Source organism: Cryobacterium sandaracinum (genome assembly GCF_004403415.1).
GTDB lineage: Bacteria > Actinomycetota > Actinomycetes > Actinomycetales > Microbacteriaceae > Cryobacterium > Cryobacterium sandaracinum.
This window is the reverse complement of sequence record NZ_SOGO01000016.1, coordinates 15,210-32,986: the sequence shown is the minus strand read 5'-3', so window position 1 is coordinate 32,986 and position 17,777 is coordinate 15,210. Positions and strand designations below refer to the sequence as shown.

Sequence of the window (17,777 nt, the reverse complement as noted above, 5' to 3'; positions counted from 1 at the left end):
AACCCTTTGCGGGCAATCAGCCTCTCGGCGGCGCCGATTTGGACGGCTGCTCGAGGAACGCGTCGATCGCTCCCCGGAAGGCAGCCGGCTGTTCGACCCACGGGTAGTGACCGCTCCCTTCGATGACCACGCATTCACCTGCGGGGAAGAGGCGTGCCAGCGCGGCCACCGGCAATAATCCGGTGAGGCAGTCCTCGGCTCCGGCAATCACCAACACGGGGGCCAGCACCTGCCCCAGCCGCTCAGCGAGGTCGCGCGGTGGGGGAACACTGAAATACGCCTTCGTGGCGGGCAGACTCCAACGCCCGATGGTCGCATGGGATCGCTCTGTTGCGTCCCAGTTGAAGTATCCGGCCGGCGCTGACTCCTGTTGCCAGGCGTTGAACCCGTCGTCGTCAATCGTCTGGGGCCCCGCTTCCAAAGCTGCGAAAGCGGCTTCGAAAATCGAATCCCCCCGCCGCTTCTCGCTGAGCACGTGGGCATCGGATGGCTCATCGACGAGATAGGCCGCCGGAGGAGTGATCAGCACCAACCTGGCTACGCGGAGCGCGAACTGCGCCGCGTAGGCAATGGCCAATCTCGTTCCCGCCGAGTGAGCCACCAGCACGACGCGATCGAGGCCGAGATGGACACGCAGGTGCTCGATGTCGTCGGCTTGAGCCCAGAACGACCCCCGCTCTTCCTGGTCGGGCGCGGCCGTGAGCCCGACACCTCGTAGGTGGGGCACGATGAGGCGGTGTCGATCGCTGAGCCCGGCCAGATCACCAAGGTAGCTGGGGTGGCGGGCCGCTCCTCCGGCAAGGAGAATAACCGGGCATTTGTCGCCGTCGCTGCCCTTGCGGCGCACGTCATCGTAGTGAAGTGCTGAACCGTCGTAGCTTTCGTAGCTTGGCATCACTCGACGGTACACGGCACACGAAAGGGAACACTCAGTGCGTCATTTTGGGTACCCGGTTACACGTTGCTTCGCCAACTCGTGACCGCAGCCCTGTTGGCTTCGTTGAGCTCCGGGGATGCGAGGAGCGTGACGAGGCCGAGGAGTGCTGAGCGGAATGCGCCCTCTGTTGTCGTGCCGTAGGTCTGGCACAGCGCCTCAATCTCGGGTTCGGCGTTGTTCCGTTTCGATGTTGCTGCCCGAAGATCCGCGAGTCTGACTGTTTCTAGATAGTCGTCCACGATCGCGTCTGGCTCAGTATCAATGGCAGCCAGAAGCAGCATTGCGATGAGTCCGGTTCTATCTCGTCCTCCCATGCAATGAAAGAGAACTCCGCCTTCTGGCGCGCTGGCCAAGGCAGACAGGACTGCGACGCTACGCTCGGGCATCGCGTGGAGGTGCGGCAAGAAGTACAGTGCCGTGCCGCTGAGCCCGTTGCTCCAGAAGTCCTTCCAGAAGTCGGCATCATCGAGGCCGTCCAGATCGACTGTGACAGTGGTCAGCCAGTCGGCTGGGTGTCCTGCGCCTGTTCTCCTGCCTGGCGGAGGTCGATGATGGTGCGGATGCCGGCTTCACGCATCTGGTCCCATCCCGCCGGAGTAACCCAGTCAACATTCTCGGAACGGAAGAAAACGCCCCTGGGAGTCAGTGTTCCATTTTGACGGGGAAGGCCACCGAGATCGCGTGCGTTCACCAAACCTTCGACCCGAAGAGCCCGGCCTTCACGTTCCGCCTCGTTGACCATGGGGTCAGTTTAGGAGCCGAGAGGACGCTCGAGTTATCGCGCAACAGTCATTGCGCAATAACTGTTGTTCTTATAGTGTCAGCGGTATGACCCCTCGCGACGCCTCACGCACCACGCTCAACTCGGCCGCCTCCATGCGGGTCCTCGCGCATCCGACCCGGCTGCGTCTACTCGGCCTGCTGCGCGAACGCGGCCCGCTGACCGCTGCCCAGCTCGGCGACGTCGTCGATGAGGCTCCCGGCACCATCAGCTACCACCTTGGCAAGCTTGCCTCCATCGCCCTGATCGAACCCGCCGAGGCTCAGAGCACCGACCACCGCGAACGCTGGTGGAAGGCCACGACCCTGCTGACCAGCTGGGAGCCCGCCGATCTGCTCGACGACCCCGACAAACTCGCGGCGTCATCCGTTCTACAGAAGTCGATTGCCCAGGCCTACGCCGCCCGGTATACCGACTACATCGACGCGACGCCTGCCCTGCCCCGCGAGTGGGTCGCAGCGGGCGCGAGTGGTGACCGCAGCCTGCGCCTCACCGTCGAGGAACTGGGCACCATGCGGGCCGAGCTCGAAGCACTGGTCAACCAGTGGATCGACGCCAGCGCCGCCCACGACCCGGCCACGGCCGATGGCGCCGAGCCCGTGGTACTCGTCTACCAGGCCTATCGCCGCCCCTGAGTCAGACCGCCGATGAGGAAGAACATGACGGAGACGCTGCCTCGCGACCGCCGCGCAACCGGCGCCCTCTCGGCCCTCCTGGCTGCGCACGCGATCTCGCAAACGGGGAATGTGATCACAGCGTTCGCCATCCCCTTCTACGTCCTCGGCATCGGTGGGTCGGGCGTCGAGGTGGGAATCGCGGCATTCTTCGCCACCGCCCCGGTTGTGGTCGGCGGGGCGCTCGGCGGGGTCGTCGTGGACCGGGTGGGTCACCGCAGAGCGGCGATCGTTGCGGACCTCGTGAGTGGTGCCACCGTGCTGGCCATGCCGGTACTGGCGCTGACCGTCGGGCTGCCATTCTGGGCCCTGCTCATCCTGGTATTCGCGGGTGGTCTGCTCGACACCCCCGGGCAGACTGCGCGGCGCGTCATGCTGCCCGGGTTGACCGTAAGGGCCGGCGTGCGGATCGAGCAGAGTGTCGGGCTGTTGGATGGTTCTGAGCGCTTCGCCAAGCTGATCGGCGCATCGATCGCCGGCCTGCTCGTCGCGCTCCTGGGGCCGATCGCAGCCCTATTCGTCAACGCGGCCACGTTCGCGGTCTCAGCCCTGCTGACCTGGGCGTTCGTGGCAGCCGTTCCTGCCACCGTCAGGCTGAGGGGCGACAGTGTCGACACTCCCCGTTCCTCCTATTGGGCCGACCTGGCCGAAGGCTTCCGCTTCGTCATCCATGACCCGTTGATGCGGTTGGTCGTCGGCCTCGTCCTGGTCACGAATCTGCTCGACGCCGCGCGCGGCTCGACCCTGATGCCCCTCTACGCGAACGATCGTCTGGGGGGCGCGGCCGCTCTCGGTCTGCTGGTGGCGGTCATGGGCGGATGCGCCCTGGTGGGAAACGTGGCCTTCGGCTTCGTCGCTCACCGGGTGCCCCGCCGTGTGACCCTGGCGGTTTGCTTCGCCCTGGCTGGCGGCCCGTCGAGCGCTACCTTCGCCGTCGGTGCGCCGCTTCCCGTGCTCGTTGCGATGACCGCGCTCTCGGGCCTGGCGGCTGGGGCGATCAATCCGATCCTCGGCACGGTGGAGCTTGAACGCGTTCCCGAACACATGCGCGGCCGGGTGTTCGGCCTGATCAACGCCGGTGCGTGGGCGGGTGTGCCGTTCGGCGCCCTGCTCGGCGGCATCGCCGCCGACACGATCGGCCTGTCGCTCGCCTTCGGAATCATCGCGGTCGTCTACACGCTCGTCACGCTGAGCCCACTGTCCGGAGGAGCCTGGCGGGCAATGGAGCGGCGTCCGGTCGTGGTGGCCGCGAACTGAATGGCCCGAACGCTCGCCCGTCCACGCTGACAACCTGAGCACCGATAGTTCGGCGCGTCCACCAACCGGAAGCGGAACCCTCTGTGCGCTCTGTCACATCGTGGAACCGGTACGTCATCTAGCATGACCACATGGGCGAGATACAGGCTGGGCAAGGCGGAGTTTTCAACTCAAGTCTCTGGCGTCGGGTGAGCGTATCCATGGTCGTGCTCGGCACCGTGGCTGCCGTCATTGGACTCGTGCTCCTTCTCGTGCCGAGTGACCAAGCGAGCTTCGGCTGGTTTGCCTACGCGCCGCTCAGCAACACGACGTTCTCTCCAATAGGCCTACAACTCTCGCCACGGAGTCAGATCGGGATCGCGTTGTTCATTGTCGGTCTGGCTGTGCTCGCATTCGGTGCCGGTTGGATGCTCGGGCAACGTCAAGCAACGAGCCAGAGTCGATTGCCCGATCCGGGCATTTCAGGCAACTGAAAGTCCCCCTGCTTCGCCCGCGAGCCCAACCGGCAACGGGCGGGGCTGACATGCAAGCCGGACGAGGTGAAACGTGCCGTCATGAACGAGTGGCTCAGCCCACGGCGGTGTGGCGCCGGAATCTGATGGCGCTGAAGATTGCCAACACGATGCCCGCGCTGAACGCAATCCCGCCCAAACTCAGGAGCGCTTTCTCGGCTGCGAACATCTGGCTCAGTTGGAGATAGAGGTCGTTGTCGATGCTGCCGATGAGTGAGTCGACTTGTGAGTAGCGAATGAAGTAGGAAAAGAGAGCGGTGAAAACGAACCCGACGCCGAGCAGGGCGAGTGCGCCCCCGACCGCATAGATCCGCCGTGCCGAGGAGTTCTTCATTCCCGGACCGTCCCGGTGAGCGCGTCGGCGCTGAGATAGACGCGGGTCGGGGTGCTTGTCTGCTCCATGGCGCCGAGGTTAGCAAGAGGTCTTCGAATCGGCTGGGGCGTCGTCCCTGGCAGCAGAACGTGTCGCGGGAGACAGGACCGCGTCCGAAAGCGTCGATACGACTCTCAGAATGACCACCTGGGTGCCTGGCGCTGCGCGGTGGGTGCGCATAATCGCGAACCATGAGCTCGGGTTGCTGCAGATTCACTCACGATAAGGGCCGTGCCCGTAAGTCGAACGCCTTACGGCTCAGGGTCGCGAGCCTCGGGACCTAAAATCGCCTCATGGCTAACCACGGCGAATTCCAGATTGCTGAGTTCGGTTTTCCGGGCCCGCTTCGGGATCGGGTGGTCGGCGCCATCCTGGCCGGCAGGAAGACCTCCACCAGCTCGACACTCGTGGAGTACTCGATAGAGGACGAACCGCTGCCGATCATCGGGAACATGCAAACGGTCGTGGACTCAAACGTTGCCGCGGTGGCGACTATCCAGACGGTTTCGGTCGAGATTGTCCGACTTGCTGACGTCGGCCTCGGGCATGCGCGCGAAGAGGGCGAAGGATTCGACTCCGTGGCCGCCTGGCGGCGCGGTCACGAAGCCTTCTGGCATAGCGCGGAGATGCGTGACTTCCTCAACAACCCAGACTTCACGGTCGATGACGAAACGCTCGTCGTGCTGGAGCGGTTCCAATTGCTTGAGGTGCTCAGCCAGGCAGACCGATAGCCCTCGTGCCGCCAGCCGAACGTCCTACGGGACGAATTGTGATTGTCTTCTAACCCGAAGCGATGCTGTCGTAGTAGCGACAGTGGAAGTTGATTGCCCGGATGTTCGGCGCTGCGCAGTGGCGGCGGCTCCCCTGTTACGGATCGAATTGTGGCTTACCTGCCAACAGCTTTTCTCGGTGTCTTACGAACAAGGGTGAGCGAATAATCAGCACTTCCCAGGGAATCGTAATTTCGCCGAGAAGTGCTCCGCGCGCAGACGATTCCGGTAACGCTGAGTAGCTCAACACGAGGCCGTCCATCGTGAGCTCGAAATACAAGCTAGCTTCGAGCAGTTTGCTTGTGCTCCCGGGCCCGTCTGAGCCGCCGCCGGACCACTCGATGCGTCCGATCTGCCCACTAGCTATAGTCAGGCCGAAGTTTCGCGTCGCCCACATGCTTCCCACAACGACGTCGAGATTGACTCCTTCGAAGGTAATTCGAGGGAAGCGGCTGTCTTCAATCATCAAACCGCTTGTGAACCGGGACTGAGCCCTGGGGGCGTAAAGGGTTAGCGAGTACCAAGGCTCGACGACCTCATAAATGCCGACATACAGGTCGTCCTTGGTCACGCCGTAGATTCTTCGGAGGAATCCGATAGGCGCCGACTCCAGTCTCATAGCATCGACGGACGTGCGCACGACAGAGGACGGTTCTCGCTCGAGTTCTTGTGAGAGTGCCTTCCAGTAGCTGCCGAACCGGGCAACGGATGTGATGGCGTCCAGTTCGAATTCAACGTCGACACGACCGGGCACCTCGTCATCCACTAGCCACGGGTCTTCGAGTTTGTCGAAGCTGTAGATCGGAGGCAGGGAACGCAGCGCAGCGGATATGTGAACCGTCAACGCGCCTTCTGCGTAGGTCACCGATCCTCGCCAGTCCGAAAGGCCTTGGCGGATTCGATTGGCCTCTGACGCGGTTGATAGTTGCCCGGCGGCATCGAGCGCGAAGGTGATCGGATTGGCCGGATAGCTCTGTGCTAGCGCCGTGATCAGAAGAGACTCGAGGCCCTGCGGGACGACTATTCGAGGCCCAGTTATGTCGGGGGCGAGATAACCGGTGTCTGGGTCGCGAATCGCGCGAGATGATGTGAACGAAAGAAGTGAGCGGCTGAAGGCTATCTTCACCTGGACCAGATCTCCCACCCGGGTGCTGAATGACCCGTCGGGGCTGGGTGGATAGGTGATCCGACCCTCGCCGTAGATGTTGCCGTCGGCGTCGATCATCGCGTTCCGTAAGTGCATCGTTCCCCCGGCGCCGAAGAATACTTCTACAGCTCGACCCTAACGTGGCCATGCTTTATGTGAGGCGCTTCTCTATGCCCTTATCTTGCTCCCACTTCCGGCTGGCGAGCTGAGGCGCCCGTTGGGATGACTTCAGTCGATCACGGACAGATCTGGGCCATCGCCTCAGTAGTGAATCGTCACGTCGAGTTTCGGATGACCCTCTCCGGCGAGAAGGTACCGGCGACCTGGGACGTTGTGCACCCTGCATTCACCGTCTTCAACCCCGAGCGAGAGACGTTCGCCAACGTCTGGTCTCCCTCCCACGCTGACTTCTCGATCTTCCACGAGCATACGGTCGACGTCTTGGCTAGATGCCGCACTGCCACGTCGTTTCAGCCGCAGCCGGATATGCCCGCAAATGTGTTTGACGTATCGAGCGTCCCGTGGACGTCATTCACTGGGTTCAGTTTGCAGATACGCGACGGCTGGAAGCATCTCTTGCCAATATTCACCCTGGGTCGGTACCGGGAGACTGGGGGGGCGAACCGTGATGCCTGTCTCCATTCAGGTGCACCATGCGGCGGCTGACGGTTTCCATACGGCTCGCCTTGTTCAAGAGTTGCAAGCGCTCTGTTCGGACCCGTCGTGGCTCTCCAATTAGCGCTTTATGGGCACAGAATTCGCCGCCAGGGCTTCGAGTCGCCCTTGAATTGCTGGGTGGCATTTGGGAACGTTCTTGGGGCCCTCGGTGTTTGTTAGGACCCACCGGGTCTCGCCATCTTTCTCGGTAGAGGTGGGGCGTAGCGCTTGATTTCGAGCGACGCCCATCGAGGCCTGGTGCTCCGGATGGATATGTGCAGTGAAGCTGTGAACCTCGTGTGCTCTCAGCCATCCGATCATCATCTGGGTAGCTTCGGAGGCTATGCCTTGGCCTTGGCGCCTCGGCGAAATGACCCAGGCGATCTCAGCAACGAGTGTTGAACCGTCGCACTCGACGGTTGCCTGCACGAAACCGGCTACCTCACCGGTGTCTCTGTTGGTGACTATCCAGTTCAGCCACCATTGGGAACCGTCATCAGACTGCCCCACGGTCTGTGCGGCATATCTGCTGTGGAGCAGGTCTAATGACGGGGCTTCGCCGCCGGTGTACTCGTACAACGACGGGTCGGCCAGAACGTCGACCATCGAAGCCGCATGGTCCACCGCGAGTGGTTCAAGCAGGAGCCGCTCAGAGCGGACGGGTTCAGGTTGAGGCCAAGCCATCTCCCGAGAATGGCACAGGCGCGGTTGGACGGATCACATGGGCCATTGCCTCACCCAAGAGTTCATGCTTTCGTGCCTGTCTGCGCCCTGCCCTCGGAATCCGTCGGTGCAACTCGACGGTCGGCCTGAAAGAATTGAGAGATGACCGTAACCCTTCAGCGAATCCTCGCCAGCGACTTCCCGACGTGGATTGAGCAAAGCAGCTTGGAGTACGTCGGTGACTTACTTGCCCAGGGTCGATCACACGAGGAAGCTCGCTGCATAGCGGTCGAGAGCATGGCTCGTTCGTTCCCGGAGGGCACTCAGAGCCCCGGCAATGAGGTCTTTCACGTCACGAACGAGGTTGGTACGGCAGTGGGATATCTGTGGATCGGGCAGGATGTCACCACCGACCCGGGGGCGTGGTGGGTCTGGGACGTTTTCATCAACGCCGACCAGCGTGGCCAGGGTCATGGGAGAACAGCGATGCTGCTCGGCGAGGAATATGCACGCTCACACGGTGCGCGCTCTCTCGGCCTCAGCGTCTTCGGGTTCAACACCGGCGCCAGGCGACTTTACGATTCCCTCAGCTATGAGACAACTTCGGTGAAGATGCTCAAGAAGCTCGGCTGAGCCTTCTCTTCGCTATCGCTGGTTGGTGTCACTGCAGGGCAGCGCGGAGATGGACAGCCGTAGGTGGAACCTTCATCGGGACGGTCTGGGTCTGATTCTTCAGAGCGATGGGTGCCCAGGATCCATTGCGGGACGTTCAATCGCTGTTGGCGAGGTTCCAGGCGGTTTCGACTGCTTTGAGGACTTCTGCGAGGGCTACTTTGTCGCGGGGAATTGTTCTTACGAATTCGGCCGTTGCTTGGTCGAGGTCGAACGCTTCGATCTGGTCGTGGCGGACGAGGGTTCCTTGGGAGCGTCGAGTTTCGACGAGACCGGCCTCTTCGAGCTCGCGGTATGCGCGCGCCGCTGTTCCAACTGCCACGTGTAGGTCGCCGGCGAGTTGGCGTACGGTGGGCAATCTGTGACCGCCCGCGAGTCTGCCCGAGGTAATTTCCGCTGCTAGCGCCGCTCGGATTTGTTCGAAGGGCGGCGTCGGATCATCCGCGTCGACGGTGATCATCCCGCGAGTTCCGACCGCGGACCAGCGAAGGCCGTCCGAGGCAGTTTGATCGCCCCGATGACGGCGAGAAAGGCGAGTGAGAAGCCGTAGACGAGGGCTACGGCTGCAGTCCCAAACAGAACCATTCCGATCGTGTGCAACGTCGCGGCTGCGTTCACGTCGAGGCCCGTCTCGAGAAGGGGCGCGTTGATCAGCGGCAGGGATGCCATTCCGAGTAGAAGGCCGAGGGTGATTGCCAACGGTGCGCTCGCGACGCGAAAGACCAGCCGGACGCCGCTTCGACGCAGGGCTGCGTCAGCGTCGCTGAGTTCCGCCCAGGCAGTGGCCGGGGCATCAATAACGCGGCGCAGAGCCTGAACAGTGGCGAGAACCAGAACGCCAGTGAGTACCAGCACCGGGAGCGCAAACATCCACCCGGGGAAGAGGTAAGGCCCGCCCGCTTTGCACTCGGCCGGAAATAGGGCGGTGCACAGAGACCGACCATCCGGCGCGGCTTTCGACAACAACCCTGCGGCTACGGCCGCCAGTACCGTTGTTCCGACGATGACCCCGAACCTCGCCCGTTGACCTGACGACGAATAGTCGCTCAGGGTGCGCGGCTTGACGCTACTAGTTCGTCGTCGGAGTGCGCCATCGATTGTTGGCGCGGGCATTAACGTGAACGCGATGAGGCCGGCCGCGGCTGCCGCGAGTGGTCCGAGGAAGAACGGGACCAGCTCAAGAACCGGATTGGCGATATGGACCAGGATCGCCCCAGCGAAAACCGTTAGTGCCGTTGAGACCGCAACCGCGGACCGCAGCGCGCTCACACGCCGCGCACGCACGAGCGGCTGTGGCTGTCCGCGCTGTCCAACCATCGCTACGCCGGCGAACACCCCTGTTAGGACGAACAAGAGACCGACCAGTCCTAATGACATCTCGGCAATTCCGATGTTCTGCACATGACCCCCTTGTGTCGACTTGACGATACAAGCAGATCGCCGTTTGTGTCAAGTGATTGTGACAAGCCTTCTCGCTTGTGCACGGCGGGGCCCATCAGTGATGGAGACAGAGGATCACTCCATTCCCTTACGGAACCTTGAATGGCATTCCTGCCAGGGCAAGCTGTCTGCTCGAGAGGCACCCGGCCGTCCCGTGGTGACCGACTATCGAGCTACCCAACGATCGAAGGCGCCGCCCTGTCAGCGGCCGCTTTCTCCTCGGCTAACCAATCGAAGCCCAATGGCAGCAAGTCGGCGATTGAGACGTTACGGGCGCCCACCGGAGTGGGAACAATGACTCGAATGTTGGGGTGGTAATCGGCAAGAACCTGACGATCGCGACCACACGGGGCTTTCACGCCGCGACCGCTGTCGCCCACGGCCACAATTGCCGTCAGCTCGCGTGCTCCGGAAGTTCGCGCCGTTCCCAGCGCGACAAGCTCAGCGCAGGGACCACCCGTGAAGTGATAAACGTTGACGCCCACGTGAATCCGTCCCGTGGCATCCCGAACAGCAGCTCCGACTGTGTGCATGCCACCTTCAACGTCCGCGTTGGCATCAATGGCTTCCTCCGCTCTCGCAATGAGTTCCAGGTCGTTATCGGTGAGCTGGCGCATATCCATGTCGTTGAGCGTATTGCCCAATGCGCACGTTGCGCGCCGAAACGAACGCCAACGAACGATTCGGTCTCGGTGGTCCAGATTGAGGGCGAGCGTGGCAAGCTACCTCTACCCTTGCGGCATGTCGACAGAGCCGCGGGGCGCAGTTCGTCATGCTGCGAGCCACACCAAGATGGCCGTTGCAATCACACTGGAGTAGATGGCAGGGGCAATTAGACGCAGACGCCAATTCTTTGTCCAAGGTGAGAGCATCAACACAGCGGCGGAGAGCACCGCGCCGATTAAGAGCGCCGCCAGGGTGTCAAAGACCAACGGTTCGTTCAAAGCCGATCTGAGACCGTGACAATCCCTGAGCCCGCACCAAGCGATTCGCGCAGTCACGAAGGCGTAGTACTGGATGAACGCAGCAACGGGGAGTGCCCAGAGCAGGTTGAGTACTCGCATTGCTTCGATCCTCCCGTGAGCACGCCGTTATTTGCCTAGTGTGGACGTTCGCCAGCCAGGAACGCTTCACGAGGCCATCGACACGAGAAGTCCGAATCCGAGTCCCGCGAAAGCGACTGCGATCACGAGTGCCACAACGGCCCTGACCCAGCGGTGGGGCGACCAGGGAACGAGGAAGATGGGCAGTCCGATCAGAAATGGGATTGGCAGAAGGTTGCCGATCGTGCCGCCGACATCCCGGCTGATTCCAAATCCGCCACCCGTGCATCCGTTGATTCCGCAGAAGTCCCAAAGCGCGCTGATCAGAAGGACCGAGCTGACAACCACTGGAATCGGAAGAGTCCAGAGCAGGTGGAGCCAAGTGGGATGCTTCTGCGCAGTTTCAGACATCTGGGGCCTTCTACGCACGATCATGGCATTCATGGCGGTGCCATCAGCCTGGTGTGACCACGTTCGCATACGCCACGCGTGTTGCACCACTGCTGGCGAGACAGACACAGTGAATCGCAGGTTCAGAATCCCTGGACACAGATTCGGAGCCAACCCGTCGAAGTTCCGAAGTCCCGGGGGAGTGGCATTGGGGAACCCCGTGCGGGCGCAGTTACTCTGCGGGGGTGCTCAGTGTTGATAGGAGCGCTGCGGGAGTCTCCGGGGAGTTGAGGGAGATCGCGAACTGTTTGCCGTTGGTGAGGTTGATGACGATCCCAGGTCCTATGCGCAGGATGATCGCCGACCGGCCGGGCATGAACCGGTAGCCCCAGCCGCCCCATTGCATGGGTCCCAGGGCGTCGGTGCACACGGACTCGATCTCGCTGAGCGGAATTGATTTCAGTGGGATGCCCAGGATCCTGGTCACGACTTTCAGCCCGCGCCAGTCCACGCTGATCCGAAGTCGAGCGAACGCCAGCATGGGGACAACCAGAACAAGTAAGACCACTGCACCAATGAGGTCTGCTCCGACCACGTCTTCACGGGCCGTGTAAATGAGGATTGTCGCTGCGGCGGCGACCATCGTAGGCTCACTTTCGCGAACAACGGGACCGTGACGCTTGTGATCCAGACACCGGTCTCTGTCGGGGCTAGTACGGCCATCGGGGGCGCGCCTGCTCACCCGTCTTGTACTCGAAGGCCTGCGGCCGAGCATAGTAATTTCGCGGCACCGGAAGTACGGTCAAAAGATGCGCATCATGACGGATCTTGGTTGGCTCGACGCCCGGATCGTTTCGGGGCCGCCCCGGGTGGCCGTGCTGTGGCACAGCATGTTCACCGATTCGCGCAGCTGGAACCGCGTGGTGGAAGACCTTCGCGAGAGTCGCACGTTGGTTCTGGTCGATGGGTGGTCCTTCGGGAAGAGCGCAGATCTCGGCCAGGTGGTGGACGACTTCATCGACCGCTGTGTACAGGGAGCCAGCGCCGTTGTCTCCCAGGTCCAGGACGAGCTGGCCCCGGGTCCGGTCGACTGGTTGGGCAGCGCGTGGGGAGGCCACGTGGGGTTGCAGCTGGCCGCAGTCCAACCAGACCTGGTGCGCAGCCTGATAACAGTCAGCACTCCGATCCCGGCAGCGAGTGCGGCGATGCGAAGGCAAGTGAAAATGTTGCTCCCCGTCTATCGTGCCATCGGCATGCGAGGGCCCGTGCGTCAAGGACTGCTCGGCGGGATGCTCACCGATCGCACTCGGCAGAGTGACCCCGAGGCCATTGACGCGCTGGTCGCCCCCATGTCCCGACCCAACCGCGGGGCCATCGCGCGGACCGTCCATTCCGGCGTCCTCAACAGGAAGGACCTCGCCTGGGCGGCCGCACTCGTCACATGCCCCACCCTGATGATCGCCACAGACGACCGGGGCGAGTGGAGTCCCTCCGAGTGCGCCAAAATCACGTCGGCGATGAAGGATGCTCGCAGTGCTGTCCTCACGGGAACTCGCGCCCTGCCCTCGCTCGAATGCCCCGGCGAGCTTGCTGCCCTCGTCATTGACTTCTGGGCAGGCGCAGGCAGCAGAAACCCCTAGCGCCGGCGGCTTGAAGCACGAGCATTCTTCCTCTATGGGGCGGAGCCCTGGCCTACACGACCGCAACGGGAACCCTTGACGGAACGAAGGCAATTCCGCTCCGTCACGGTCGGAACGGTTTGTCTAGTCTCGTTGGCCCGGCATGATGCCAAAGAATGGCAGGCAGGGTGAGAGGCCGGTCATCGTCACCGAGAGATGCTTCTTTTCCTCCCACATTTCACGTGTCAGGCGCAGTCGGTCCGACGTGACTGCGCGGCCGTCGAGCACATCACGGGAGATGCCATCGTGCTGGTACCCAAGCTTTCGCGACACACCTTGGGACGCCAGATTATCTTGAAAGACCTCTGAGATTGCAGCGCCGGCTCCGAGTCCATCGAAGGCGAGGTGCAGGAGCGCGGCCCGTGCTTCGGTCCCCAGACCCTTCCCGTGATGTTCGAGGCCGAGCCAGGATTCTGTTTTCACTTCACGAAGGACTGGGAAGTCACGCCCTCGGAGAGCAACCATGCCGATAGGTCGTTGCTCGTGAAAGACAGCAAGTTCCAGAGCCCAAGCGTCCGAGCTCCAATCGCCTCGACGGTTCCAATGCTGCTTCATGACGTGAAGGATTCGTTCGGGCGGCGGTAAGTCCGTCCAGGGCGTCAGGTAAGGCCGCTCATCCGGCTCGTGGACGCCCCCGGAGGAGACCACCGCGACTTCGGTCAACTCAGCATCAGTCGGTACTCGAAGCTCAAGGCGATCCGTGGTCAGGCCCAAGCCAACGAACGGCCAATGATCAATGAGCATGAGAACAGTCTGGCCACTTCGCTCCACAGACGCCAGTGCGGCCCGATGGTCGACTGCCCGGCGCCAAGGGGAACCCTGTGCGGGCTGGCTTGCCCACAACGCCGTCCTGTTTCTCCGGAATGCCCGAGGCTGTTGACAAGTTCGCTGTCGCGGGACGAGCCTGTGAAGGTGATGACACCTGAGAGAAGTCCTACGGCTCTTGTGCCCTATGGGACGGGTGATGACGACCTCGAGGTCGTTGCCTGGGGCGGTCCTACCGGGGAATGGCTCGAAACCACCGTGGCGGTTCGACCGAGCCCCAGCCTCGAATACTTCATTCGCACTATGCACCGTGAGGGGATGCGGCCGATGGGGCACGGGGTCGGTGTCTCTCTGGATGGCGGTATTCAAGGTGCTGCCCGAACGGCGGTGATGGACTTGTTTCTGTCGGCGATCCCGCCGGAAGAACCTGGGCCCGAGTCGATCGCTGTCGTCGAGGAGGCTATGGGCCGCGCAGACGAACTCGGCGATCAAGTTCTCAACCGGGACGTGTGGTCTCTGGATCGGCTGGATGTTGACGATCGAGTCTTTGCTCTGCTCGTACTGCGCGTTCCCGAAGGATTCGCTGCGGTTTCCGATATCGGTCCGTGCTTCGTCGGAGCCTACGGTCGATCGCAGCCACCAGCGTGGCGTTGGACCTTCCGGCGAGCCGCAGAACTGCACTCCTCCCTGTAAATGCGAGTTCGATCTGACTCGCGGGGGAACGTCTAACGGCCAACTTGATACGGTGTCCACGTGAAGGCAGGCATTCAGATAGAAACGCCGGTCAGGGACTGGCTGATCATCGACGCCACGATCGACAACACGATCGCGAAGGAAGCCATTGGTGGCGACAGCCACACGATAGAGCTCGGACAACACATCCGCGAGGTGGGCTGGGTGCAAACTCGTCAACACCCCAGAAGGGCCGACGGGTGGGGCGGCTGGCCCCCTGTCGACGAGCGCCTCGAAATTACGTTGGAACCGAGCGCATGGAGATTCATCGCGGAACAGCTGCGCCGATGGTCGGCCGTGGGCGAGCGGGTCGCCGACGACCCGAGGTGGGGCGAGGATGAGCGAAAAGCGAGACGCGACGGGGACAAACGGGCAAGACAGATTGCCGATTGGATTGCTCAGATTTTGACCGAGACCGCCGAGTAGGGACGGGCTCGCGAATCGGATGCCCGACCTCGAGGGACCGGATTCGGTGCCAGTCCGCCAAGAGCCGACGTTGCGGGGGAGTGGCATTTGGGAAACGGTGAGCGGCGCAGAGCCACGCCTGAAAAAGGTCTCAGCTAGAAATCAATCCAATGACCATCTGGAGCCTGCGAAACCGCTTTCACGGAACTACTTGGTGGGTGCCTCTCCGCATGGGAAACCAATACCGCGGCAGCAATCGCCGCCACGACCGCCAGCACGAAAGCAATCCCGACGATGACCACCAACCAGGAGGCGGATCCTTGCACCGAATCCACTATCCCTGCAAGGGATCCCAAGAGCATGGTTCCCGCAGCTGCCCCAACGGCGGCCAACGAAACGCGCATGCTGGGCCGTCTCTCAAACCGCCGGTCAAATAGCGCTACGGAGGCCCAACCTCCAACGACGGCTGCCGCCGCGACGAGCAATCCAATCAACCCATACGAGACCGTCGATCTCAGGACATCCTCAACAGCTAGGTAACCACGCCAATCCGGGTTCCCAGAGACGGCCATCATGCCGAAGAGCGCAGCACCCAGGAAAAAGCCGACCCCCAGCCCAATGACCGCGACACGCCAATACCGCTTGACCATGCCTCGAGCATATGCGCGCACGGCGCGCAAACTCGGTATCGATCGGAGTCTGTGCGATGCCCGGCCCCTTCATCGGCGCCGTCGCCCGTAAGACGGACGCTAAGCGGTCATCGGCGCGCAGCGAGGCAAGCGAGCGCCCCACTGGCGCGCAGTGCCCGTATGCCCCGCCCGGCCGGAGTCTTCTCACGGGTGCGCGAACTGCGACTCAGGAGGTGCCAGAATCCAGATGTGCTCGGCCGCCGGCAGTGCAGCCGTGGCGTGCACTCTCACGTAACGGGGACTTATCGGCGCCCAGCCGTTACAGCGTCTGAATCTTCACCAGCTCGTGGGCGGTCCAATGCTTCGTGGAGCTGAGCGATCTGCCGCGAGAGGGCTTTGATCTCTCCTCGCGTGGCTGACTGGGAATCCTCTTCCTGCTTCGCAACTCGCTCGACGATCCAGGATGCTAGCGTCGCGGTGACCACGCCCAGTAGCGCAATACCCCCGAGCATCAGGCCGACGGCAATCAACCGGCCCAGGTCGGTGACAGGTGAGAAGTCGCCGTATCCGACGGTGCTGATGGTGACGAACGCCCACCACATGGAGTCCGGGAAGGTGACGATGGTTGCGCCCGGCGCTGACCTTTCGCTGTCCAGTACCGCCAGCGCGCTCAGGAACACCAGGAGCGTGGCTGCGCCAGCGACGTAGACGATCACCCGGCTCCGCAAGGCCGCGCCGGCAGTTCGATGCAGCACGTTCAGGAGCGTCAGAAGTCGGAGAAGCCTCAGTGGACGAAGCATCGGCAAGACGACGATCAGTAGGTCGAGGATATGAGTGCGGAACCAGAACCACCGTGGCTGGGCAAGAACCAAGTTGATGATGTAGTCCGCGAGAAAGACTGCCCACGTCGCCCAGATGACGGCCTCAGCGACGGTGGCGCGTGGCCCGTCGAGATCGCCGATGACTTCGAACGAGTACGCGGCCAAGAAGACGATGGCTGCCAAAGTTAGGGGCCAGTCAGCGATCTTCTGCCAGCGTGCTTGTTTCATGAGCAAACCCTATTGGACCCGACGGGCTATGCCGGGCCAGCGATGCGATCAGTCGACATGCAGTCTGAGTCTCGCTCCGTGCCATCGTCGGTTCCGGAGCGACCACAGTGGACTTGAGCTGGTCCATTCTGGAGAGAAGGGCAGCGGTGCTTTGCGAACCAGTCGCTGGCCACTGGTGGACGGACCCCGCGCCCCGCGCCCCGTCAACGGGGGCTACACCGGTGCCGTCGAGATTGGCCATTTCCGCAGAAGATGCTCGACGACTGCAGGCGTCGCCGCCAGAACGTCGATGTTGGATCCATACTCGCCCGGCGACTGCCCGGCGAGCGAGATCGCCCTGAGCGGAGCACCGGACTCAATGAGCTTCGACAACCCAGCAGCCATCCCCTTATTGATGTAACCGGCCGGATGGTCATCGTCCGCCGAGCACACTGCGACCGCATTCTTGTCGTAAGCGTTGTCAGGCTCCCGCAACAGACGGACGGGTGCTCCTGGTTGAAATGCCCCATTCCGAACGGCTACCTTGTGGTAGCCGACACCCCGCACCCTGGCCGTCCAGATCCCCATGCGGCGCAGTCGCCTGTTGCCGACGCTCACGAGGAGACCCGTCGATGGTTCCGTTAGCCACAGCCGTCCGTCGTGCATCTGGAGGAAAAGCGTGGGCAGTCCCTGGTCGGTCGTGACCAGGAGTTCGTCCCACTTCTCGCTGGGGAGGTAGATGCTGGCCTCGGCCTGGCTGCGGCTGACTGCCATCTGGGGAGGAAGGTGTTCGACGTTCTTCTTGACGTAGCTGGTTCCCGATCGGGTTCCGGCATTCGGCGCGGATGGCGGGTGCGTTTTCTCGTTTGGCGGCGGCGGAGACAGCAGGTTTGTGGCCCATTTCAGCACGAAGATGGCCAGTGCCACAACGGCCACCAGGACGAACAATAACTCCATCGAATACCCCCACGCCAAACCTCTCACAGAAACGTCGAGGTGGGCTATACCCACTTCAGTGGAGGGAGAGCTTCGACTCAAAGGCTATTCGGGCGAATGTCATATGGGGTGTTATCGGCCATTCGAGAATCCCAGCCAGAACTCTCGGCGCCCAAACCGAATAATTCCCTGTATGTCAACGCCGGCCTCGATCTCCGCTAGGTGCGGAACGCTAAAGGCGGGCTGTTCGTTACCATCTCGAGCGGCATTATGAGTAGTATAGAGTG

At 62.3% G+C, this 17,777-nt stretch carries 26 protein-coding genes; 10 read left to right on the top strand and 16 right to left on the bottom strand.

Annotation, left to right across the window (positions count from 1 at the left end):
- Positions 1 to 16 precede the first annotated feature (16 nt).
- The 3 genes from E3T25_RS04840 to E3T25_RS17640 form a co-directional block, all read right to left on the bottom strand.
- A complete protein-coding gene (locus E3T25_RS04840) occupies positions 17 to 895 on the bottom strand; it encodes an alpha/beta fold hydrolase (protein ID WP_134372660.1) in 879 nt (292 codons plus the stop codon).
- Between the two features lie 59 nt (positions 896 to 954).
- Positions 955 to 1,323, bottom strand: coding sequence for a tyrosine-protein phosphatase (locus E3T25_RS17645; protein ID WP_255572971.1), 369 nt, complete (start codon positions 1,321 to 1,323; stop codon positions 955 to 957).
- A gap of 110 nt (positions 1,324 to 1,433) precedes the next feature.
- Positions 1,434 to 1,679 (bottom strand): tyrosine-protein phosphatase, encoded by a 246-nt coding sequence (locus E3T25_RS17640; RefSeq protein WP_255572970.1) that lies wholly within the window; start codon positions 1,677 to 1,679, stop codon positions 1,434 to 1,436.
- 86 nt (positions 1,680 to 1,765) lie between these two features.
- Between E3T25_RS17640 and E3T25_RS04830 the strand changes: the two genes are divergently transcribed.
- The 3 genes from E3T25_RS04830 (at position 1,766) to E3T25_RS04820 (ending at position 4,122) form a co-directional block, all read left to right on the top strand.
- Complete coding sequence (locus tag E3T25_RS04830) at positions 1,766 to 2,353, top strand: helix-turn-helix domain-containing protein (protein WP_134372657.1); 588 nt, start codon at positions 1,766 to 1,768, stop codon at positions 2,351 to 2,353.
- A 24-nt stretch (positions 2,354 to 2,377) separates the two neighbouring features.
- Positions 2,378 to 3,649 (top strand): MFS transporter, encoded by a 1,272-nt coding sequence (locus E3T25_RS04825; RefSeq protein WP_174843929.1) that lies wholly within the window; start codon positions 2,378 to 2,380, stop codon positions 3,647 to 3,649.
- Positions 3,650 to 3,780: 131 nt separating this feature from the next.
- Positions 3,781 to 4,122 (top strand): hypothetical protein, encoded by a 342-nt coding sequence (locus E3T25_RS04820; protein ID WP_134372654.1) that lies wholly within the window; start codon positions 3,781 to 3,783, stop codon positions 4,120 to 4,122.
- Between the two features lie 94 nt (positions 4,123 to 4,216).
- On the opposite strand, the gene E3T25_RS04815 is transcribed toward E3T25_RS04820, so the two are convergent.
- Complete coding sequence (locus E3T25_RS04815; RefSeq protein WP_134372651.1) at positions 4,217 to 4,495, bottom strand: hypothetical protein; 279 nt, start codon at positions 4,493 to 4,495, stop codon at positions 4,217 to 4,219.
- Positions 4,496 to 4,827: 332 nt separating this feature from the next.
- On the opposite strand from E3T25_RS04815, the gene E3T25_RS04810 reads away from it, so the two are divergent.
- Positions 4,828 to 5,265: an ASCH domain-containing protein gene (locus E3T25_RS04810; RefSeq protein ID WP_134372648.1), complete on the top strand. Its 438-nt coding sequence runs from the start codon at positions 4,828 to 4,830 to the stop codon at positions 5,263 to 5,265.
- A 136-nt stretch (positions 5,266 to 5,401) separates the two neighbouring features.
- Here E3T25_RS04810 and E3T25_RS04805 read toward each other — a convergent pair whose 3' ends face one another.
- Positions 5,402 to 6,529 (bottom strand): hypothetical protein, encoded by a 1,128-nt coding sequence (locus E3T25_RS04805; RefSeq protein ID WP_134372645.1) that lies wholly within the window; start codon positions 6,527 to 6,529, stop codon positions 5,402 to 5,404.
- A 144-nt stretch (positions 6,530 to 6,673) separates the two neighbouring features.
- On the opposite strand from E3T25_RS04805, the gene E3T25_RS17885 reads away from it, so the two are divergent.
- Positions 6,674 to 7,117 carry a CatA-like O-acetyltransferase gene (locus E3T25_RS17885; RefSeq protein WP_420898226.1) on the top strand — a complete coding sequence of 148 codons (444 nt, stop codon included), beginning with the start codon at positions 6,674 to 6,676 and terminating at the stop codon, positions 7,115 to 7,117.
- Positions 7,080 to 7,190 (top strand): CatA-like O-acetyltransferase, encoded by a 111-nt coding sequence (locus tag E3T25_RS17880; protein WP_420898225.1) that lies wholly within the window; start codon positions 7,080 to 7,082, stop codon positions 7,188 to 7,190. The genes E3T25_RS17885 and E3T25_RS17880 overlap by 38 nt, the downstream gene beginning before the upstream one ends.
- On the opposite strand, the gene E3T25_RS04795 is transcribed toward E3T25_RS17880, so the two are convergent.
- Positions 7,187 to 7,792 (bottom strand): GNAT family N-acetyltransferase, encoded by a 606-nt coding sequence (locus tag E3T25_RS04795; RefSeq protein WP_134372642.1) that lies wholly within the window; start codon positions 7,790 to 7,792, stop codon positions 7,187 to 7,189. The two genes, E3T25_RS17880 and E3T25_RS04795, sit on opposite strands and share 4 nt — an antisense overlap.
- Before the next feature lie 141 nt (positions 7,793 to 7,933).
- On the opposite strand from E3T25_RS04795, the gene E3T25_RS04790 reads away from it, so the two are divergent.
- Positions 7,934 to 8,404 (top strand): GNAT family N-acetyltransferase, encoded by a 471-nt coding sequence (locus tag E3T25_RS04790; RefSeq protein WP_134372639.1) that lies wholly within the window; start codon positions 7,934 to 7,936, stop codon positions 8,402 to 8,404.
- Positions 8,405 to 8,540: 136 nt separating this feature from the next.
- Here the strand turns inward: E3T25_RS04790 and E3T25_RS04785 are convergent, their stop codons facing one another.
- The 6 genes from E3T25_RS04785 to E3T25_RS04760 all read right to left on the bottom strand — a co-directional run bounded on the left by E3T25_RS04785 (position 8,541) and on the right by E3T25_RS04760 (position 11,959).
- On the bottom strand, positions 8,541 to 8,903 hold the full coding sequence (locus tag E3T25_RS04785; protein WP_134372636.1) for a GntR family transcriptional regulator: 363 nt from the start codon (positions 8,901 to 8,903) through the stop codon (positions 8,541 to 8,543).
- Positions 8,900 to 9,844, bottom strand: a complete 945-nt coding sequence (locus E3T25_RS04780; protein ID WP_134372633.1) for a hypothetical protein — start codon at positions 9,842 to 9,844, stop codon at positions 8,900 to 8,902. The genes E3T25_RS04785 and E3T25_RS04780 overlap by 4 nt, the downstream gene beginning before the upstream one ends.
- Before the next feature lie 212 nt (positions 9,845 to 10,056).
- Entirely contained in the window at positions 10,057 to 10,506 is a 450-nt protein-coding gene (locus E3T25_RS04775) for a cytidine deaminase family protein (protein WP_198415639.1), read from the bottom strand.
- Positions 10,507 to 10,653: 147 nt separating this feature from the next.
- Positions 10,654 to 10,947, bottom strand: a complete 294-nt coding sequence (locus tag E3T25_RS04770) for a hypothetical protein (RefSeq protein ID WP_134372630.1) — start codon at positions 10,945 to 10,947, stop codon at positions 10,654 to 10,656.
- Between the two features lie 66 nt (positions 10,948 to 11,013).
- Positions 11,014 to 11,337, bottom strand: coding sequence for a hypothetical protein (locus tag E3T25_RS04765; protein WP_134372627.1), 324 nt, complete (start codon positions 11,335 to 11,337; stop codon positions 11,014 to 11,016).
- Positions 11,338 to 11,548: 211 nt separating this feature from the next.
- A complete protein-coding gene (locus E3T25_RS04760) occupies positions 11,549 to 11,959 on the bottom strand; it encodes a hypothetical protein (RefSeq protein WP_134372624.1) in 411 nt (136 codons plus the stop codon).
- Positions 11,960 to 12,134: 175 nt separating this feature from the next.
- Here E3T25_RS04760 and E3T25_RS04755 point away from each other — a divergent pair, with 175 nt between their 5' ends.
- Positions 12,135 to 12,956, top strand: a complete 822-nt coding sequence (locus E3T25_RS04755) for an alpha/beta fold hydrolase (RefSeq protein WP_166785945.1) — start codon at positions 12,135 to 12,137, stop codon at positions 12,954 to 12,956.
- 123 nt (positions 12,957 to 13,079) lie between these two features.
- Here E3T25_RS04755 and E3T25_RS04750 read toward each other — a convergent pair whose 3' ends face one another.
- A complete protein-coding gene (locus E3T25_RS04750; protein ID WP_134372618.1) occupies positions 13,080 to 13,739 on the bottom strand; it encodes a GNAT family N-acetyltransferase in 660 nt (219 codons plus the stop codon).
- 168 nt (positions 13,740 to 13,907) lie between these two features.
- On the opposite strand from E3T25_RS04750, the gene E3T25_RS04745 reads away from it, so the two are divergent.
- Positions 13,908 to 14,453 carry a hypothetical protein gene (locus E3T25_RS04745; protein ID WP_134372615.1) on the top strand — a complete coding sequence of 182 codons (546 nt, stop codon included), beginning with the start codon at positions 13,908 to 13,910 and terminating at the stop codon, positions 14,451 to 14,453.
- A gap of 60 nt (positions 14,454 to 14,513) precedes the next feature.
- Positions 14,514 to 14,918, top strand: coding sequence for a hypothetical protein (locus E3T25_RS04740; protein ID WP_134372612.1), 405 nt, complete (start codon positions 14,514 to 14,516; stop codon positions 14,916 to 14,918).
- Positions 14,919 to 15,052: 134 nt separating this feature from the next.
- Here the strand turns inward: E3T25_RS04740 and E3T25_RS04735 are convergent, their stop codons facing one another.
- From E3T25_RS04735 to E3T25_RS04725, 3 genes are all read right to left on the bottom strand, one after another.
- A complete protein-coding gene (locus E3T25_RS04735; RefSeq protein WP_134372609.1) occupies positions 15,053 to 15,547 on the bottom strand; it encodes a hypothetical protein in 495 nt (164 codons plus the stop codon).
- Positions 15,548 to 15,828: 281 nt separating this feature from the next.
- Positions 15,829 to 16,575, bottom strand: coding sequence for a potassium channel family protein (locus tag E3T25_RS04730; protein WP_134372606.1), 747 nt, complete (start codon positions 16,573 to 16,575; stop codon positions 15,829 to 15,831).
- A gap of 213 nt (positions 16,576 to 16,788) precedes the next feature.
- Positions 16,789 to 17,490: an HIRAN domain-containing protein gene (locus E3T25_RS04725; protein WP_166785944.1), complete on the bottom strand. Its 702-nt coding sequence runs from the start codon at positions 17,488 to 17,490 to the stop codon at positions 16,789 to 16,791.
- Positions 17,491 to 17,777 lie beyond the last annotated feature (287 nt).

Excerpts from the sequence above, each read along its gene's own strand:
- E3T25_RS04730 (WP_134372606.1), bottom strand. The coding sequence starts at position 16,575 with ATGAAACAAGCACGCTGGCAGAAGATCGCTGACTGGCCCCTAACTTTG.
- E3T25_RS04830 (WP_134372657.1), top strand. The coding sequence starts at position 1,766 with ATGACCCCTCGCGACGCCTCACGCACCACGCTCAACTCGGCCGCCTCC.
- E3T25_RS04810 (WP_134372648.1), top strand. The coding sequence starts at position 4,828 with ATGGCTAACCACGGCGAATTCCAGATTGCTGAGTTCGGTTTTCCGGGC.
- E3T25_RS04770 (WP_134372630.1), bottom strand. The coding sequence starts at position 10,947 with ATGCGAGTACTCAACCTGCTCTGGGCACTCCCCGTTGCTGCGTTCATC.
- E3T25_RS17640 (WP_255572970.1), bottom strand. The coding sequence starts at position 1,679 with ATGGTCAACGAGGCGGAACGTGAAGGCCGGGCTCTTCGGGTCGAAGGT.
- E3T25_RS04735 (WP_134372609.1), bottom strand. The coding sequence starts at position 15,547 with ATGGTCAAGCGGTATTGGCGTGTCGCGGTCATTGGGCTGGGGGTCGGC.
- E3T25_RS04840 (WP_134372660.1), bottom strand. The coding sequence starts at position 895 with ATGCCAAGCTACGAAAGCTACGACGGTTCAGCACTTCACTACGATGAC.
- E3T25_RS04760 (WP_134372624.1), bottom strand. The coding sequence starts at position 11,959 with ATGGTCGCCGCCGCAGCGACAATCCTCATTTACACGGCCCGTGAAGAC.
- E3T25_RS04795 (WP_134372642.1), bottom strand. The coding sequence starts at position 7,792 with ATGGCTTGGCCTCAACCTGAACCCGTCCGCTCTGAGCGGCTCCTGCTT.
- E3T25_RS04755 (WP_166785945.1), top strand. The coding sequence starts at position 12,135 with ATGACGGATCTTGGTTGGCTCGACGCCCGGATCGTTTCGGGGCCGCCC.
- E3T25_RS17885 (WP_420898226.1), top strand. The coding sequence starts at position 6,674 with ATGACTTCAGTCGATCACGGACAGATCTGGGCCATCGCCTCAGTAGTG.
- E3T25_RS04820 (WP_134372654.1), top strand. The coding sequence starts at position 3,781 with ATGGGCGAGATACAGGCTGGGCAAGGCGGAGTTTTCAACTCAAGTCTC.
- E3T25_RS04775 (WP_198415639.1), bottom strand. The coding sequence starts at position 10,506 with ATGGATATGCGCCAGCTCACCGATAACGACCTGGAACTCATTGCGAGA.
- E3T25_RS17645 (WP_255572971.1), bottom strand. The coding sequence starts at position 1,323 with ATGCCCGAGCGTAGCGTCGCAGTCCTGTCTGCCTTGGCCAGCGCGCCA.
- E3T25_RS04790 (WP_134372639.1), top strand. The coding sequence starts at position 7,934 with ATGACCGTAACCCTTCAGCGAATCCTCGCCAGCGACTTCCCGACGTGG.
- E3T25_RS04815 (WP_134372651.1), bottom strand. The coding sequence starts at position 4,495 with ATGAAGAACTCCTCGGCACGGCGGATCTATGCGGTCGGGGGCGCACTC.
- E3T25_RS04825 (WP_174843929.1), top strand. The coding sequence starts at position 2,378 with ATGACGGAGACGCTGCCTCGCGACCGCCGCGCAACCGGCGCCCTCTCG.
- E3T25_RS17880 (WP_420898225.1), top strand. The coding sequence starts at position 7,080 with ATGCCTGTCTCCATTCAGGTGCACCATGCGGCGGCTGACGGTTTCCAT.
- E3T25_RS04765 (WP_134372627.1), bottom strand. The coding sequence starts at position 11,337 with ATGTCTGAAACTGCGCAGAAGCATCCCACTTGGCTCCACCTGCTCTGG.
- E3T25_RS04750 (WP_134372618.1), bottom strand. The coding sequence starts at position 13,739 with ATGCTCATTGATCATTGGCCGTTCGTTGGCTTGGGCCTGACCACGGAT.
- E3T25_RS04805 (WP_134372645.1), bottom strand. The coding sequence starts at position 6,529 with ATGATCGACGCCGACGGCAACATCTACGGCGAGGGTCGGATCACCTAT.
- E3T25_RS04785 (WP_134372636.1), bottom strand. The coding sequence starts at position 8,903 with ATGATCACCGTCGACGCGGATGATCCGACGCCGCCCTTCGAACAAATC.